This is a genomic window from Micromonospora sp. NPDC005553, from assembly GCF_042871765.1.
Taxonomy (GTDB): domain Bacteria; phylum Actinomycetota; class Actinomycetes; order Mycobacteriales; family Micromonosporaceae; genus Micromonospora.
In genome coordinates this window covers 227,944-244,002 of sequence record NZ_JBIAJD010000007.1, presented here as the reverse complement: position 1 = coordinate 244,002, position 16,059 = coordinate 227,944, and the positions used below count along the sequence as shown (strand labels likewise).

The window sequence follows — 16,059 nt, the reverse complement described above, 5'->3', positions numbered from 1 at the left end:
TCGTACCTCCGGGTTAACCTGCCGGGATGGGCCGCAGCCAGTCGTTGCCCCGGGGCGACGATCCGCGCTTCGGGCCGGACGCCGACGACTCCGCCAGCCCGATCCTGCACGTCGACATGGACGCCTTCTTCGCCGCCGTCGAGGTGCGCCGCCGCCCAGAGCTGCGCGGCCGGCCGGTGGTCGTCGGCGGTGTCGGCCCGCGCGGGGTGGTCAGCTCGGCCAGCTACGAGGCCCGCCGGTACGGCGTCCGCAGCGCGATGCCGACCAGTCAGGCCCGGGCCCGCTGCCCCCACGCGGTCTACCTGCCACCGGATTTTTCCGCCTACACGGCCGCCTCCCGGGCCGTCATGCAGATCTTCCGGGACGTCACGCCCCTGGTCGAGCCGCTCTCCCTCGACGAGGCGTTCCTCGACGTGACAGGTGCCCGTCGGCTCTTCGGCTCCCCGGCCACCATCGCTCGGCTGATCCGCCGCCGGGTCTCCGACGAGCAGGCGCTGACCTGCTCGGTCGGGGTGGCGCCGACCAAGTTCGTGGCCAAGCTGGGTTCCACCCGGGCCAAGCCGGACGGCATGCTGGTCGTGCCCCCGGGGCAGGTGCTCGATTTTCTGCACCCGCTGCCGGTGGACGCCCTGTGGGGGGTGGGGGAGCGCGCCGCCGAGGCGCTCCGCCGGCTCGGCCTGACCACGGTCGGCGACCTCGCCGAGGCGCCGGTGGGCATGCTCCGCCGAGCCGTCGGCGCCGCCTCGGCGTCGCACCTGCACGAGTTGGCCTGGGGGCGCGACCCGCGCGGGGTCAGCCCCGAGCACGTCGACAAGTCGATCGGCGCCGAGGTGACCTTCGACGTCGACGTGGCCGACCCGTTGGAGATCCGCCGCGCGTTGCTGGCGCTCAGCGCGAAGGTCGGTGTCCGTTTGCGCGGTTCCGGGCAGGTCGGGCGCACCGTCTCACTCAAGGTCCGGCTGGCCGACTTCCGCACCGTCAGCCGGTCTCGCACCCTCGACGTCCCCACCGACACCGCCCGCGAGATGTTCGACACGGTCTGGGCGCTCTACACCGCATTGGACCCGGGCGAGCGAATCCGACTCGTCGGTGTCCGGGTGGAAGGGCTCGCCCCGGCGCAGGGCGCCCCCCGGCAACTCACCCTCGGCGCGCCCGAGCGCGGCTGGCGCGAAGCGGAAGCTGCCGCGGACGCCGCCGCTGCCCGTTTCGGGCGGTCCGTCATAGGTCCGGCCAGTCTGATGGGCGACCGTGATCCCCGTCGAAACGAAAATCCACCCCGCCCATAGGTCGTCCCGCTTTCCGACGCGCGACCCCCCTCGTAGACTTGCGGGTAAGCAGCCGGTTGGCTGCCACGGTCTGACGGCCCGACTGGGCCCGACCAACGTGACCGGGGAGGAGTGCCGTGCCGCTCTCGGAGCACGAGCAGCGGCTGTTCGAGCAGATCGAGCGGTCGCTTGCCGAGGACCCCAAATTCGCCTCGGCCGTGCGCGCCAGCGATCCGCGCTTCCATGCGCGGCGTCGCCTGCTCGTCGCCGCCGGCGTCATCATCGCTGGCTTGGCTCTACTGGTCTATGGCGCGGTGATCAAGACTCCACCACTGGCGGTGGCGGGCTTCGTCGTCATGCTGGCGTCGGCCGCGTTCGCGGTGCAGTCGCACCGGCGGGGGCAGTCACCCGACCTGCACGTGGTGGGCGGCACGACGAGTCGTCGTCGTCCCCGCGGTGGCCGATCCGGTCGCCGGTCGTCGATCCTGGACCGCATGGAGGACAGGTGGCGGCAGCGCCCGGAGGGGCACCGCTGAGCCGGTCCCGCCGCTGAGGCGGACCGTACGCCGCGACGAGCGGTCGCCGGGCACAGCCCCCGGCGACCTCCGTCGTATCCGCACGCCCTCTACCGCTGCCAGTCTCGCCGGCCTGCGGCTGGGCCAGCCTCGCCGGCCCCCCGGCTTGCGCCGCGCCGTCCGGGCCGCGCCGCCGTGCTGGCCGCGCCGCGCGCCGGCAGCCATCGCATGATCAGGTGATGAAAAGTAGGTCGCCGGGACGTTCCGTGCCTACTTCTCATCACCTGATCTTGCTTCTCAACATCGTTGCGTTGGCGCTGTGGCCGGCAGGTCAACCCGTGCTGGAGAGGGGGCTCCTGGTCGATCACCGTAGGTGGAGCGAGGAGATCACGCCGATCTTGCGGTTTCGGTTGTCGACATGGGTGGGATGCGGCTTGTGTCGGGACAGGAAGTGCAAGATCGCGGAGCAGGCGGGGCGCGCGGCGCGGCGGGGGCGATCATGGAGTTGTGGTGCCCGGCTTGGCGGTTTGCGGGCGTTTTGTTGCCCACCACAAGTGCATGATCGGCGAGGTGGCGCCGGTGACGAGCAGTCGCTCCGCCTAACGCAATGGCGTTATCTTGTTTCTCTTTACCTGATCTTGAAGACGGTGAGCCGGGCGCAGGGATGCCGGGCCGGGGCTGGGACGGCGGCGGGTGGGCCGCCGTCCCCTGCCAGGGAACCGGTCGGTCAGCGAGCTGCCCGGCCGGCCAGCAGCCGTCGAGGGTTCCACCGCAGCAGTCGGTACCGGGCCTGCCCGGTGAGCGCCACCATCCGGCTGGAACTGTCGGCCATCGTGGTGCGCCAGCGCAGCAGCACCGAGGGCGGCAGCACGGCGGCGCGCAGGCGGGTCCGTCGGTCCGCCCGGGTCGCGAGCGCCGCACGGACCGCGCGCAGCGCCGGCAGCAACGGCTCACCGGTCAGTGGGTCCCGCGCGTAGCGGGCCCGCTCCTCCGCCCGGCCGAGCAGCCGCGCCGACCCGATCGCGTCGTCATCGTCGAGGGAGTCCCGGACCAGCCGGTCCGCGGTCGCCCTGGGCGTCTCGGTCGGATCGACCGGGACCCGGAAGTCCACAAGCGTGTCGAGCAGCTCCGCCCAGGCGGCGTGCGCGTCCGCGCGGGCCCGGTTGGCGTCCGCGCTGACCACCACCGGACGTGCCCCCGGCTCGCTGTCGCCGTCGACCCTGGCGGAGGCCATCGCCCCGCTCGCCGCGCGGCCACTGCGTCGGCGGCGCAGGGCCATCCGGCGCAGCGCGGGCACCGCGAGCAGCACCAGCAGGGCCACCAGCCCCGCTGCCCACCAGGGCCAGACCGGTGGCTGCTCGTTCGGCGTCGTCCCGCCGAGAGAGAGCCCGTCGTCGGTGTCCCGGTCGGAGTTGTCCGGGCCGGTCGGCTCCGTCGAGGTGCCCGGGTCCGTCGGGGCGCTCGTGGCGCCGGAGCTCGGGCTGGTCGCCTCCGGCGCGTCAGTGTCCGGTGCCCAGGCCGACCGGGTGGAGCCGGGCACCCCGTACGCCGGGGTGGCGTCGAACGGCACCCAACCAGCCCCGTCGAAGTAGACCTCGGTCCAGGCGTGCAGGTTGAGGTTCGTCAGCGTGAAGGTGTCACCGTCGCGCTTGCTGCCGTTGGTGAACCCGAACGCCACCCGGGCCGGAATGCCGGCCGAGCGGACCAGCCAGGCCATCGCGGCGGCGTACTGCTGGCAGTAGCCCACCTTGTTGGTCAGGAAGTTGACGATGTCCTGACCGCTGCTGCCGCTCTCGGTGCTCAACCGGTAGCTGAAACCATTGTCCGCCGAGAAGTGCTGGTAGATCGACAGCACCCGGTCGTAGTCCGTGCGCTTGCCCTGGATCAGCCCCTTGACCAGCTCCTCCACCTCGGGCACCGGCCCGGGGGTGGCGGTCATCTGTCGGCGTACGGGGTGCTCGGTCGGCAGTGATCGCGCGGCCCGCAACGCCTCGGGCGTGAAGGTCGAGCGGACGTAGTCGAAGGAGTACTTCCGACCGCGGGAGTTCTCCCGGTTGGAGAAGACGACCTGCTGGTTGGCGTCGTAGAGCCAGTTGTCGCTGAGGTCGTCGGCGCGGGTCGGTTCGGCGTACACCGGCATCAGCGCCATGCTCAGGCTCTTGGTGACCTCGACGGTCGCCTGGTAGGTGGTCTGCTTCACGCCGGGACCGGCCCGGTCGGCCGGGTTCGGCAGATCCCGGTTGACCGACCGGCCGCTGGGGTTGCGCGCCTGGAAACCAGCGGGTCGTAGCTCGTCGGCGACCGCGTAGCGCAGGTAGAACGGGTTCTGCTCGGACGTCTTGACCTTCACCAGGTCGGCTACCTGGGACTGGTTGAGCTGGCCGGCGAGCGAGGCGAACAGGTCGATCCGACCCGACGTGCCGCCCGAGCCGGACCCGTTGCCGGTGCCGTTGCCCGGCCCTCGGCTGAGGGAGTCGAGCAGCCCGCCGGTCATGCCGGGCACCGCCAGCGGCAGCACCACCGCCAGGGCCACCCCGACCGCCGCGAGCCGGCGGCCGGCGGATGCCAGCGGAGAGGCCTCCCACACGTCGACGTCGCGGCCATCGCCGGTGAACCGCCGCCCGAAGCGGCGCACCCGGTCGACGTTGTCGGTGACCAGCAGCCAGAGGTAACCGGCGGCGCCCACCACGAACGGCACGGCGGGGACGCTGTCCACGTAGACGGCGACCGGCACCGAGTAGATGGCGAGCATCGGCAGCCCCGCCAGCGCGGGCCGGCGCAGCCCCACGGCCAGCACGTCCACCAGCACGGCGACCCCGCCGACGCCGAGCACGGCGATGAACAGCAACGGGTCGGTGTCCGGGACCTCGACCCCGTACGAGCGCATGTCCTGCATGGAGCCGGCGAGCAGGTCGCCGAAGTACGCCAACGTGCCCGGCGTGGGCAGGATCGCGAACAGCTCCTGGCCGCTGGGGAACAACCAGGTCAGGGCGAGCATCAGCCCGGCCAGCATGCCCAGCACCTGAGCCCACAGAGGTGCCCGGGCGAGGCGGGTCAGCGCGGCCACCCCGGCCACCACGGCGACCGCGATGATGGACTCGATCAACCACGTCCAGCCCTGGAAGATGGCCGACAGCGGCGCGGCGGCCAGCAGCGTGGCAGCGGCCGCCACCATGCCGATGTTCCGACTGCTGATCATGAGGGGAGCCTTCCGTTCATCGCACACCGCCGGCGACCGTCTCGGCCAGCGCGGCCCGCAGGGCGAACCCCTGGGCGCCCCGACCGACCTGCGGCCACAGCGCCGGCAGCCGGCCGCCGTGGTCGACGCCGACCACCCGCCAGCCACTCTGCAACATGGCGAGGACGGCGGCGGCGTGGGCGTGCTCCGCCTCGTTCCGCGCCTTCTCCGGCAGGCTGAGCCAGGTGGAGCTGTTCAGGAGGAAGCCGACACAGGTGGCGCCGTTGCCCCGCAGCCCGGCCAGCACCTCCGCCTCGGCGACGCTCACCGTGCCGAACAGGCCGATGATCAGGCCGCCGTCGGCGCGTTGGCGGACCCGCTGCACGAGGCCGGTGACCTCGGCACGCTGGTCCAGTCGGACCTCCGCGAGGTGATCGAGCAGCGTGCCGTCCCCGCCGGCCTCCGAGGCGTCCACATCGGCCCCCGAGCCGGTGACCAGGCGCAACTTGTAACCGGCCTGCCGCAGGTGGACGGCGATGCTCGCGGCGGCCGAGACCGACCACTCGAAACTGGCGGTCGGCCCCTCGCCCCGGTGGCCGTACGCCCGGGTGTCCAGGACGACGGTGGCCCGGCTCTCCCACGGTTGCTCCTCGCGGCGCACCATGAGCTCACCGGTGCGGGCGGTGGACTTCCAGTGCACCCGGCGCAGGTCGTCGCCGCGCCGGTACTCCCGGGTCGCCGCGTCGTCCTCGCCGTGCACCGCCACCGAGCGGGCCCGGCTGTCGCCGCTGCCCGCGTACTCCCCGGGGAGCCGGACCGCCGGCAGCGGGGTGACCTGCGGGATGACCGTCAGGTGGTCGGTGCTGGGGAAGGAGCGGGTGAGTTCACAGAGGCCGAACGGGTCGGTCATCCGGACGACCAGCGGGCCCACGTCGTAGCGGCCCCGCACGTCGGCCCGCACCGTGTACGCCACCGAGCTGGCCTGGTGTGCGCCGAGCCGCTCCAACACCACCCGGGGCCGGCTGCCCAGCGCGTAGGGCAGCCGGTCCTCCAGGAGCAGGGTGCCGGTCGGCAGCCGGGAGAGGTTCTGTAGGCGCAGCACCACCCGGGAGTTGGCGCCGACCGGAACCCGGTGCGGGTCCAGCGAACGGTTGCAGGCCAGCTTGTAGCGGCTCCGCCCGACGTAGGCGGCGGCCAGCAACGGCAGGATGGCCAACAGCACTGCCACCCGGAGCAGGTCCTTCTCGCCGAGGATGCCCGCTGAGATCGCCGCCGCGACCGCAGCGGCAAGGAAGGACCGCCCGCGGGTGGTCAGCCCGCGTAGCCCGGCACGCACGTCATGGCCTCCGCGGCTCGTAGGGTGCGCGACCGTTGCCGGTGGCGGGGGGCCGGGTGTCGTACGGATTGCGCTGCCTGTCGTGTGGCAGCGGCAGGCGGTGCACCAGCTCGGAGACGATCGCGTCGGTGGTGCGCCGGGCGAGCTGCGCGTCGGCGGTCGGGATGATCCGGTGGGCCAGCACCGGCACCGCCAGGGCCTGCAGATCGTCGGGGAGAACGTAGTCGCGGCCCTCCAGGGCGGCGACCGCCCGGGCGGTGCGCAACAGTTGCAGGGTCGCCCGGGGGGACGCGCCGAGCCGGAGGTCGGGGGCCTCGCGGGTGGCGGTGACCAGGTCGATCGCGTACTGCTTGACCGCGTCCGCCACGTGCACCTGCCGGACGGTGGCGATCAGCTGCCGGACGATGGCCGCGTCGGAGACCGCGCGCAGCTCGTGCAGCGGGTCGGTGCCGCCGTGCCCGTCGAGCATGGCCAGCTCGGCGTTGGAGTCCGGGTAACCCATCGCGATGCGGGCGGTGAACCGGTCGCGCTGCGCCTCCGGCAGCGGATAGGTCCCCTCCATCTCGATCGGGTTCTGGGTGGCGATCACCATGAACGGGGTCTGGAGCTGGTACGTCACCCCGTCGACGGTGACCTGCCGCTCCTCCATGCACTCCAGCAACGCCGACTGGGTCTTCGGCGAGGCCCGGTTGATCTCGTCGCCGACCACCAGGTTGGCGAACACGGCACCGGGGCGGAACTCGAAGTCGTGCGTCTCCTGGTTGTAGACGCTGACCCCGGTGACGTCGCTGGGCAGGAGGTCGGGGGTGAACTGGATCCGTCGCACCGTGCAGTCGATGGACCGCGCGAGGGCCTTGGCAAGCTTGGTCTTGCCGACACCCGGGACGTCTTCGATCAGGAGGTGACCCTCGGCGAGCAGGACGGCAAGGGCGAGCCGCACTGTGGCGGTCTTACCCTCGATGACCTGCTCGATGTTGGCCACGATGGCCTCGCTGGCGGCTCGGAACTCGTCGTGCGGCAACAGGCCGCCCACCTCGTCCCAGGTCTGTTGTGTCACGGGCCTCCTCCTCGTCGCCGTCACGGCAGCTCTCTAGAGAGCACCTGGACCCGCCGTTGGGTTCGCGACGTCGAGCCTCGTTTGCCGCAGGAATCTCACTAGTCTCTCAGGCTAACCATGTTTGTCGTTATCGCCGACCCCCGCAGGTAGTCCGTTGGTTACGCACCGATATTCGCCAGGTCGGGGGAACGGGTTCGACACCGCCCGGGGGCCGGCAGGGCACACCGTGGAAGAGGTACACTGCGGGCATGGCCGGAGTCTTCCTGCTTCTTACCGGGCCGTGCTGATGCGCTGAACCCAGCGACAGCACGGCGGCCCCTCCTGCGCGAGGGGCTTTTTTGTGCCCTCCGCCGGCCCGGCCCGGTGGTGCCGAGACGAAGCGAAGCGAAGCGAGGAGAGACGATGAGTGAGGCAGCCGCACCGGCGGGCGACATCCCCCCGTTCCGGTACACCGCGGCCCTGGCCGACGAGATCGAGATTCGTTGGCAGGACACCTGGGCGCGCGAGGGCACCTTCCACGCACCGAACCCGACCGGCCCGCTGGCCGACCCGACCCACCCACGCGCCGGCGCGGAGAAGCTGTACGTGCTGGACATGTTCCCGTACCCCTCCGGAGCGGGCCTGCACGTCGGCCACCCGCTGGGCTACATCGGCACCGACTGTTACGCCCGCTACCAGCGGATGGCCGGCCGCAACGTGCTGCACGCGATGGGCTTCGACGCGTTCGGCCTGCCCGCCGAGCAGTACGCGGTGCAGACCGGCACCCACCCCCGGACCACCACCGTCGCGAACATCGAGCGGTACAAGACGCAGCTGCGCCGGCTGGGGCTGGCGCACGACGAGCGCCGCTCGGTGGCCACCATCGACACCGACTTCTACCGCTGGACCCAGTGGATCTTCCTGCAGATCTTCAACTCCTGGTACGACCGCGACGCTGGCCGGGCCCGTCCGATCGCCGAGCTGATCGCCGAGTTCGAGGGCGGTAACCGGCCCACCCCGGACGGCCGCGCCTGGGCCGAGCTGAGCGTCGCCGAGCGCCGCCAGGTCGTCGACGACCACCGCCTGGCGTACGTCTCGCAGGCCCCGGTGAACTGGTGCCCCGGGCTGGGCACCGTGCTGGCCAACGAGGAGGTCACCGCGGACGGCCGCTCCGACCGGGGCAACTTCCCGGTCTTCAAGCGCAACCTGAAGCAGTGGATGATGCGGATCACCGCGTACGGTGACCGGCTGCTGGACGACCTGGACAGCCTGGACTGGCCCGAGCCGATCAAGATGATGCAGCGCAACTGGATCGGTCGCTCCACCGGGGCGCACATCGACTTCGCCACCGCGGGTGAGTCGATCCGGGTGTTCACCACCCGGCCGGACACCATCTTCGGGGCCACCTACATGGTGCTGGCACCGGAGCACGAGCTGGTCGACGCGCTGGCGCCGACCACCTGGCCGGACGGGACGAAGGACGCCTGGACCGGCGGACACGCCAGCCCTTCCGAGGCCGTCGAGGCGTACCGCAAGGCCGCCGGCGCCAAGACCGACGTCGAGCGGCAGTCCGACTCCAAGGAGAAGACCGGCGTCTTCATCGGCGCGTACGCCACCAACCCGGTCACCGGTGGGCAGATCCCGATCTTCATCGCGGACTACGTGCTGGCCGGCTACGGCACCGGCGCGATCATGGCGGTGCCGGCGCAGGACGAGCGGGACTGGGCGTTCGCCGAGGTCTTCGAGCTGCCCATCGTGCGTACCGTGCAGCCGGCGGAGGGCTTCGACGGCAAGGCGTACACCGGGGACGGTCCGGCCATCAACAGCGCCGCGCCCGAGCGCGGCCTGGACCTGAACGGGCTGGGGGTCACCGACGCCAAGGCGGCGATCATCGCCTGGCTGGAGGCGAACGGGCACGGCACCGGCGCGGTCACCTACCGGCTGCGTGACTGGCTGTTCTCCCGGCAACGCTACTGGGGCGAGCCGTTCCCGATCGTCTACGACGAGACCGGCGCGGCCATCGCCCTGCCGGAGGAGATGCTGCCGGTCGAGCTGCCGGAGGTTGACGACTTCTCCCCGAAGACGTTCGACGCCGACGACGCCGGAAGCAACCCGGAGACCCCGCTGTCGCGGCGGCGCGACTGGGTCGAGGTCGAACTGGACCTGGGTGACGGGCCGAAGCGCTACACCCGGGAAACCAACGTGATGCCGCAGTGGGCCGGCTCCTGCTGGTACGAGCTGCGCTACCTGGACCCGACAAACAGCGACCGGTTCGTGGACGCCGAGAACGAGCGCTACTGGATGGGCCCGCGCGCCGACGGCGACTGCGGCGGCACCGACCTGTACGTGGGTGGCGCCGAGCACGCCGTGCTGCACCTGCTGTACGCGCGGTTCTGGCACAAGGTGCTGTTCGACCTGGGGCACGTGTCGTCGTTCGAGCCGTTCCGCAAGCTGTTCAACCAGGGCATGATCCAGGCGTACGCGTACACCGACTCGCGCGGCAGCTACGTGCAGGCCGAGGACGTGGTCGAGCGCGACGGCGCGTACTACCTGGAAGACCTGGTGGTCAACCGTGAGTACGGCAAGATGGGCAAGTCGCTGAAGAACGTGGTGACCCCCGACGACATGTGCGCCGCGTACGGCGCTGACACCTTCCGGGTGTACGAGATGTCGATGGGCCCGCTGGAGGTGTCCCGCCCCTGGGAGACCCGGGCGGTGGTCGGGTCGTACCGGTTCCTGCAGCGGGTGTGGCGGGCCGTCGTCGACGAGCAGACCGGCGCGCTGCGGATCACCGAGGACCCGGCCGACGAGGCGACCCGCCGGCTGCTGCACACGGTGATCGACGGGGTCCGTGGTGACATGGACGGCATCCGGTTCAACACAGCGATCGCCAAGCTGATCCAGCTGACCAACGGGCTGACCGGCCTGGCGGCCACGCCCCGCGAGGTGGCCGAGCCGCTGGTGCTGATGGTGGCGCCGTTCGCCCCGCACCTGGCCGAGGAGCTGTGGCGCAAGCTGGGCCACGACACCTCGCTGACGTACGCGGACTTCCCGACCGCCGACCCGGCGCTGCTGGTGGCCGACACGGTGACCTACCCGGTGCAGGTCAACGGCAAGGTCCGCGGCCGCGTCGAGGTCCCCGCCGACGCCTCCGAGGAGAGCGTCCGCGCGGCGGCCCTGGACGCGGTGGCGACGACCCTGAACGGCAAGGAGCCGCGCAAGGTCATCGTGGTCAAGGGCCGGATGGTCTCGGTCGTCGCCTGACCCCACCGCAACGCCCCGCCCGCCTCCGCGATCTTGCAGTTCCGGTTGGGTTCATGCCCTTTGTGTCCAGTAATGCCGGGACAGAAAGTGCAAGATCGCGGAGGTTGAGCGCGGGATGGGGCGGTCAGACCAATGTGGTGCGACGGCGGCGGCGTTCGGCGCGCCACCACTGGTGGACGAGGACCAGGCTGGCGATCAGGCCGAGGCTGGCCGGGGCGGCCGCGTACCAGTTGACGTGGCCGGGGGAGCTGACCGCCGCGCCGATCGCCGCGTACCCGAAGGCGGTCGGCGCGGACGCGATCACGCTGCCGGCCAGGAACGGCAGCACTCGGGCGCCGGTCGTGCCGTAGCCGTAGCTGACCAGGCCGAAGCCGGCGATCGGCAGCAGCCGGACGGTGACCACGCCGAACACGCTCTGCCGGGCGAACCACCCGTCGAGGCGGGCCAGTCGACCACGGACGCGTTCGGCCACGAACTCCCGACCGAGCAACCGGCCGACGGTGAATCCGATCGCCGCCGCCACCAGCGCGGCGCCCAGGGCATACGCGGCGCCTTCCAGCGGACCGAAGATCGCACCTGCGGCGAGCGTGATGAAGGTCCGGGGGACCAGCGCGACAAGCAGCAGCGCACCACCGAGGATCGCCGCCACCGGGGCGAGGTCGCCCAGCCGGTCGGCGACCAGCGGCAACTGCGCCGGATCCGGCCGGGGCACCAGCAGCAGCAGTAACCCGCACCCGCCGATCAGCAGCACGAGCAGGGCGAACCGGGCGGCCGACGGCTGCCGGAGCAGCCGCCGGACGGCACGGATCATGCCCGAGCGGCGGCCACCGCGGAGCGGCGCTCGTTGCGGAGCCGGTCCGACCAGGTGTCGTCCAACGGCGGGAGCTGGTGTGCCCCGGTGGCCCAGCGCAGCAGCAGGTCGGCCAGGGCCGGGTTGCGAGCCAACGCCGGCCCGTGCGAGTAGGTGCCCAGCAGCTTGCCGCGCCACGCGCCCTCGGTGGCGCTGTCGTTGCCCACTCCGGCGGTGACCCGGGCCAGCGGGGAGACCTCCGGACCGAGGTGGGTGCGGCCGCCGTGGTTCTCGAAACCGGTCAGCGGGGGCAGGCCCAGCCGGGGGTCGATCTCACCGGCCAGCTCGCCCACGGCCCGGCTCTCGCCCCGGTCGGAGTGCAGGTCGAGCAGCTCCAGCCCGCGGCACTGCACACCCTTGGCGAAGAACGAGGTGCCGAGCAGCTGGTAGCCGGCGCAGACGCCGAACACCACCGAGCCCTGCGCGACGGCGCGGTGCAGACCGCCGTCGGCCAGCAGCCGCTGGGCGCCGAGCGCCTGCGGGCCGTCCTCGCCGCCGCCGACCAGGTAGATGTCGGCGGTCGCGGGCAGCCGTTCGTCGGAGCGGACCTCCAGCACCTCGACCGGCATCCCACGCTGACGGGCCCGCCGGGCGAGGATCAGGGCGTTGCCCCGGTCTCCGTAGGTGGAGAGCAGGTCGGGGTAGATCCAGACGATGCGCAGACTCTCAGATGACACGGTCCAACTCCGCTCGGATGTCCTGGAACGCGGTGTAGTTCGCGATGACCTCCAGCCGCCCGGGCGGGACCGACCGGAGTGCGTCGTCGAACGTGCGGACGTGCTGGAACGGCACGTCGTTGACGTCCAGTCGAACCGCCAGGTCGTATGCCCGGTCGCCGGTGATCAACACCTGCCGGCCCCGGAGCGGGGCGAAGTCGACGTCGTAGAGCCAGGAGGTGTCCAGACCGTCGGGATCGCGCGCGTTGATGGAGAGCAGGGTCGGCGCGTTGTCGGCCATGTCGAACGCCTCCAGCCAGCTGGCCGGGTTCTTGGCCAGCAGCAGCCGGATATTGCGCCCGTCCTTGTCGACCTGCGCGTAACGGCCGGCGACCGAGGTGACGATGCCGAGGCGGGACACCGCGTCGACCGGGCGGACGCCGAACTCGGCGGCCACCGCCAGCGCTGTCGCCGCGTTGCCGAGGTTGACCTTGCCGGGCAGTTGGAGGGAGACCTTGTGCCAGGCGCCGGTGGGATCGAGCACGCCCTCGTCCTCGACGACCCAGTGCGGCTCCGGTCGGCGTAGCGGGCAGCCGGTGCACCACCACTGCTCGCCGGAGCGCTGGATGGTGGAGCCGCACTCCGGGCAGACCCAGGAGTCGTCGTGCCACCGCTGGCCGGCACTGAACCACGTCACGTGCGGCGGGTTGATGCCCCGGGCGGGGTCACCCGGTGGGGTGGCGGCCCACACGACCAGCGGGTCGTCGGCGTTGGCCACCACCCGTACGTTGGTGTGCCGGACCAGCGCCGCACGCCAGAGCTGCGCCATCATGGCGACCTCCTTGGCGCGGTCGAGCTGGTCGCGGGAGAGGTTCAGCAGCGCGACCACGTGCGGCTCGGTCGCCTCCAGCACCTGCGCCAGGTAGTGCTCGTCGACCTCCAGCACCGCGTATGGGGTGCTGCCGGCCTTGGCCAGCGCCGAGGTGTGCCCGCTGGGCATGTTGGCGCCGAACGAGTTGGTGGCGACCCGGCCGAGCACGCCGACCGCGGCGGAGGTCAACCGGGTGGTGGTGGTCTTGCCGTTGGTGCCGGAGACGAGCGCGATCGCGCGCCCGGCCGACAGGTGGGCGAGCAGGTCCGGGTCGATCTTGAGGCCGATCCACCCGCCGATCACTGAACCGTCGCCACGGCCGGCCGCCCGGGAGAGCGCCGCGGCGGTCCGTGACACGGAGCTGGCCACCTTGGCCCGTAGGGGCATTTTCGCGTCCGTCACGCGAGCGAGGTTACCGGACCGCCGGCCTCGCCAGATCGCCGCCGACGGTGAACCGTTCGGCCGTGGTGACCGTGCGGGCGGCCGGGTCGGCGTCCCCCGGACGGAGTCGATCAATGTCGGAAAGCGGACCACGCCGAGGGGCGGCTGAAGCCCTCCACTCCGCTCCACCCCCTGTGACGTGCGGTTTTGCCCCCGGGTCAGGCGCGCCACGCGGGCGAATTTGGTTGCGGGTGGAGGGAAGTGGAGTAGAGTGGGGACCAATGGTGAGGCCGGGAGGGCTCACCGGCCCGGGGGGTCAGCGGCGCCGCGAACGCCGCTCAAGGGCGAGGGGGTTGGGCCGATGTTTCTCGGCACCCACACTCCGCGCCTGGACGAAAAGGGCCGGTTGATCCTTCCGGCCAAGTTCCGGGATGAGCTGGCGGGGGGTGTCGTGGTCACCAAAGGGCAGGAGCGCTGCCTCTACGTCTTCCCGACCCCTGAGTTCCAGCGGATCGCGGAGCAGTTGCGCGCACAACCGATGACCCACAAGGCGGCCCGGGCCTACAGCCGGGTCTTCTTCGCCAGCGCGCACGACGAGGTTCCGGACAAGCAGGGCCGGGTGACCATTCCGGCTCACCTGCGGGCCTATGCCGCGCTGGACCGCGAGTTGGTGGTGATCGGCGCGAGCACGCGGGTGGAGATCTGGGACAAGGTCGCCTGGGAGACCTACCTCGCCGAGAGCGAAGACGACTTCGCCGACATCGAGGAGGGGGTGCTGCCCGGCGGTCTGTAGGGCGGTAACGGCGCCCGACGTACTGCGAGATCTCCAGCCGCTTTCGAGTTCCTGGCATCACTTCCCCGGTGCCAGGCGCACGATCCAGTCATTGGGCGACGGTCCGGTGTCAGGCGGGAGCGGATGGGGATCTGGCGGTACGACGGCAGCGCCGTCCGACGACAGGCGCACGAGAAGAACGGACGTTTCAACCAGTGGGGGTCATCATGGGGGAGTTGCGCGGCACGCACGTGCCGGTGCTGCTCGAGCGGTGTCTCGAGCTGCTGGCCCCCGCGCTGGGTCGAGGCGGCCGGACGGTCCACGTCGACGCGACGCTCGGTCTGGCCGGGCATGCGGAGGCGGTGCTCGAGGCGCATCCGGAGACGGTCCTGATCGGGCTCGACCGGGACACCGAGGCGCTCGCTCACGCGCGGGTCCGGCTGGCCCGGTTCGCCGACCGGGTGCACCTGGAGCACGCCGTCTACGACGAGTTGCCGGACGTACTGGACCGGCTGGGCTATCCGGCCATCGACGGGATCCTGTTCGACCTGGGTGTCTCGTCGTTGCAGTTGGACGCGCCCGACCGAGGGTTCGCCTACGCCCAGGACGCGCCGTTGGACATGCGGATGGACCAGACCCGGGGGGTTACCGCCGAAGAGGTGGTCAACACGTACGCGCATCCGGACCTGGCCCGGGTGCTGCGGGTCTACGGCGAGGAGAAGTTCGCCGGCCGGATCGCCTCGGCGATCATCCGGCAGCGGGAGCGGGCCCGGATCACCTCGTCCGCGCTGCTGGCGGAGCTGGTTCGGGATTCCATTCCGGCACCAGCCCGACGAACGGGTGGGCACCCGGCAAAGAGAACGTTTCAGGCTTTACGGATCGAGGTAAACAGAGAGTTGGCAGCGCTGGAGACAGCGTTGCCATCTGCACTCGACGCACTGACCGTGGGCGGTCGCATGGTGGTCCTGTCCTACCACTCGCTGGAGGACAGGCTCACCAAGGCGGCCCTCACGGACCGGGTCCGCAGTAAGGGCCCGATTGACCTCCCGGTCGAGCTCCCCGGGTCCGGTCCGACGTTCCGGCTGCTCAGCCGGGGCGCCGAACTGCCGGGGGAGGCGGAGGTCGCCGTGAACCCGCGGGCCGCCTCGGTGCGGCTGCGGGCCGCGGAGCGACTCGATCCGAACGCGACAGAGCAGGGGCGGACCGACCGCGAACGGTCTCGCCGACGGGTGAAGGGAATGCACCAACCGGGCACGGGGTCCGCCTGATCCGTGGGGGGTCAGGGGCACCGGGACGGCTAGAGGGACGGACGTTGAGGGGGAGGGACATGAGCATTGACAAGCGCGACCGCCGGGACGTCACCGGCGGCGGGCAGCGCGCACCGCGGTCGGGGGGCCGGACCGCGGCGGAGCGGGCTCCGCGCCTCGGTAACGGTACGTCACGCATCGATCGAACGAATCGGCAGGGGGAGACTCGCGCCCGGGGGGCGCGCGAGTTCCCGACTCAGGGCACCGCAGCACTGCGACCGGTCGAGAAGGCCGCCAGCGCCACCAGTGCCCGGCCGCCGCGGCTGCGGGTGGCGCCGCCGCCGCCGATCTCGGTGCCGCGTGCGCCGTTCGCGGCGCTGATCGTGGTGCTGGTGGTCGGCGGGGTGCTGGGCATCCTGGCGGTCAACACCAAGATCAATGAGAACGCGTTCCGGCTGGAGCGGTTGCAGCAGCAGCAGGCTCGACTGGACCTGGAGAAGCAGCAACTGGACAAGCAGATCGCCGACGCCGAGGCGCCGGGCAACCTGACCGCCGAGGCGAAGCGGCTGGGCCTGGTCGACGCCGGGGAGCCGGGCTACATCCGGCTGCCGGACGGCAAGACGATCGGTGTGCCGCAGCCGGCGAACGGCCAGCCGTCGGTGACGAGCCAGGGTGCGGGAGGCTGACC

At 71.7% G+C, this 16,059-nt stretch carries 11 protein-coding genes and 1 pseudogene; 6 read left to right on the top strand and 6 right to left on the bottom strand.

Annotated elements, in window-relative coordinates; all coding sequences use genetic code 11:
* The first annotated feature begins 26 nt into the window (after window positions 1-26).
* Both ACFYPG_RS27825 and ACFYPG_RS27820 read left to right on the top strand, forming a co-directional pair.
* The gene (locus ACFYPG_RS27825) at window positions 27-1,286 is read left to right on the top strand and encodes a DNA polymerase IV (protein ID WP_355007685.1); all 1,260 of its coding nucleotides are present in this window, start codon (window positions 27-29) and stop codon (window positions 1,284-1,286) included.
* 116 nt (window positions 1,287-1,402) lie between these two features.
* Window positions 1,403-1,801: a DUF3040 domain-containing protein gene (locus tag ACFYPG_RS27820; protein WP_387354348.1), complete on the top strand. Its 399-nt coding sequence runs from the start codon at window positions 1,403-1,405 to the stop codon at window positions 1,799-1,801.
* A 706-nt stretch (window positions 1,802-2,507) separates the two neighbouring features.
* Here ACFYPG_RS27820 and ACFYPG_RS27815 read toward each other — a convergent pair.
* Genes ACFYPG_RS27815 through ACFYPG_RS27805 form a run of 3 tightly spaced genes read right to left on the bottom strand, consistent with a single transcriptional unit; the run spans window position 2,508 to window position 7,351 of the window.
* Window positions 2,508-4,979 carry a DUF3488 and DUF4129 domain-containing transglutaminase family protein gene (locus ACFYPG_RS27815; protein WP_387354347.1) on the bottom strand — a complete coding sequence of 824 codons (2,472 nt, stop codon included), beginning with the start codon at window positions 4,977-4,979 and terminating at the stop codon, window positions 2,508-2,510.
* A 16-nt stretch (window positions 4,980-4,995) separates the two neighbouring features.
* Window positions 4,996-6,294 (bottom strand): DUF58 domain-containing protein, encoded by a 1,299-nt coding sequence (locus tag ACFYPG_RS27810; RefSeq protein ID WP_387354346.1) that lies wholly within the window; start codon window positions 6,292-6,294, stop codon window positions 4,996-4,998.
* A gap of 1 nt (window position 6,295) precedes the next feature.
* On the bottom strand, window positions 6,296-7,351 hold the full coding sequence (locus ACFYPG_RS27805; protein ID WP_355007681.1) for a MoxR family ATPase: 1,056 nt from the start codon (window positions 7,349-7,351) through the stop codon (window positions 6,296-6,298).
* 402 nt (window positions 7,352-7,753) lie between these two features.
* Between ACFYPG_RS27805 and leuS the strand changes: the two genes are divergently transcribed.
* Window positions 7,754-10,594: a leucine--tRNA ligase gene (gene leuS / locus ACFYPG_RS27800; protein ID WP_387354345.1), complete on the top strand. Its 2,841-nt coding sequence runs from the start codon at window positions 7,754-7,756 to the stop codon at window positions 10,592-10,594.
* A gap of 124 nt (window positions 10,595-10,718) precedes the next feature.
* Here the strand turns inward: leuS and ACFYPG_RS27795 are convergent, their stop codons facing one another.
* From ACFYPG_RS27795 to ACFYPG_RS27785, 3 genes are read right to left on the bottom strand one after another with little or no spacing between them, the layout of a single operon-like run.
* A complete protein-coding gene (locus ACFYPG_RS27795) occupies window positions 10,719-11,405 on the bottom strand; it encodes a TVP38/TMEM64 family protein (RefSeq protein ID WP_387354344.1) in 687 nt (228 codons plus the stop codon).
* Entirely contained in the window at window positions 11,402-12,121 is a 720-nt protein-coding gene (locus ACFYPG_RS27790) for a glutamine amidotransferase (protein WP_355007678.1), read from the bottom strand. The genes ACFYPG_RS27795 and ACFYPG_RS27790 overlap by 4 nt, the downstream gene beginning before the upstream one ends.
* The gene (locus ACFYPG_RS27785) at window positions 12,111-13,358 is read right to left on the bottom strand and encodes a MurT ligase domain-containing protein (protein WP_355007801.1); all 1,248 of its coding nucleotides are present in this window, start codon (window positions 13,356-13,358) and stop codon (window positions 12,111-12,113) included. Before ACFYPG_RS27785 ends, ACFYPG_RS27790 begins: the two co-directional genes overlap by 11 nt.
* Window positions 13,359-13,713: 355 nt before the next feature.
* Here ACFYPG_RS27785 and mraZ point away from each other — a divergent pair, with 355 nt between their 5' ends.
* From mraZ to ACFYPG_RS27770, 3 genes and pseudogenes are all read left to right on the top strand, one after another.
* On the top strand, window positions 13,714-14,145 hold the full coding sequence (mraZ, locus tag ACFYPG_RS27780) for a division/cell wall cluster transcriptional repressor MraZ (protein WP_030488958.1): 432 nt from the start codon (window positions 13,714-13,716) through the stop codon (window positions 14,143-14,145).
* Window positions 14,146-14,351: 206 nt separating this feature from the next.
* A pseudogene (gene rsmH, locus ACFYPG_RS27775) lies at window positions 14,352-15,462 on the top strand (16S rRNA (cytosine(1402)-N(4))-methyltransferase RsmH).
* A complete protein-coding gene (locus ACFYPG_RS27770; RefSeq protein WP_355007677.1) occupies window positions 15,452-16,057 on the top strand; it encodes a hypothetical protein in 606 nt (201 codons plus the stop codon). The pseudogene rsmH and the gene ACFYPG_RS27770 overlap by 11 nt, the downstream one beginning before the upstream one ends.
* The last annotated feature ends 2 nt before the right edge of the window (window positions 16,058-16,059 follow it).

Excerpts from the sequence above, each read along its gene's own strand:
- ACFYPG_RS27825 (WP_355007685.1), top strand. The coding sequence starts at position 27 with ATGGGCCGCAGCCAGTCGTTGCCCCGGGGCGACGATCCGCGCTTCGGG.
- ACFYPG_RS27815 (WP_387354347.1), bottom strand. The coding sequence starts at position 4,979 with ATGATCAGCAGTCGGAACATCGGCATGGTGGCGGCCGCTGCCACGCTG.
- leuS (WP_387354345.1), top strand. The coding sequence starts at position 7,754 with ATGAGTGAGGCAGCCGCACCGGCGGGCGACATCCCCCCGTTCCGGTAC.
- ACFYPG_RS27795 (WP_387354344.1), bottom strand. The coding sequence starts at position 11,405 with ATGATCCGTGCCGTCCGGCGGCTGCTCCGGCAGCCGTCGGCCGCCCGG.
- ACFYPG_RS27785 (WP_355007801.1), bottom strand. The coding sequence starts at position 13,358 with ATGCCCCTACGGGCCAAGGTGGCCAGCTCCGTGTCACGGACCGCCGCG.
- mraZ (WP_030488958.1), top strand. The coding sequence starts at position 13,714 with ATGTTTCTCGGCACCCACACTCCGCGCCTGGACGAAAAGGGCCGGTTG.
- ACFYPG_RS27770 (WP_355007677.1), top strand. The coding sequence starts at position 15,452 with ATGAGCATTGACAAGCGCGACCGCCGGGACGTCACCGGCGGCGGGCAG.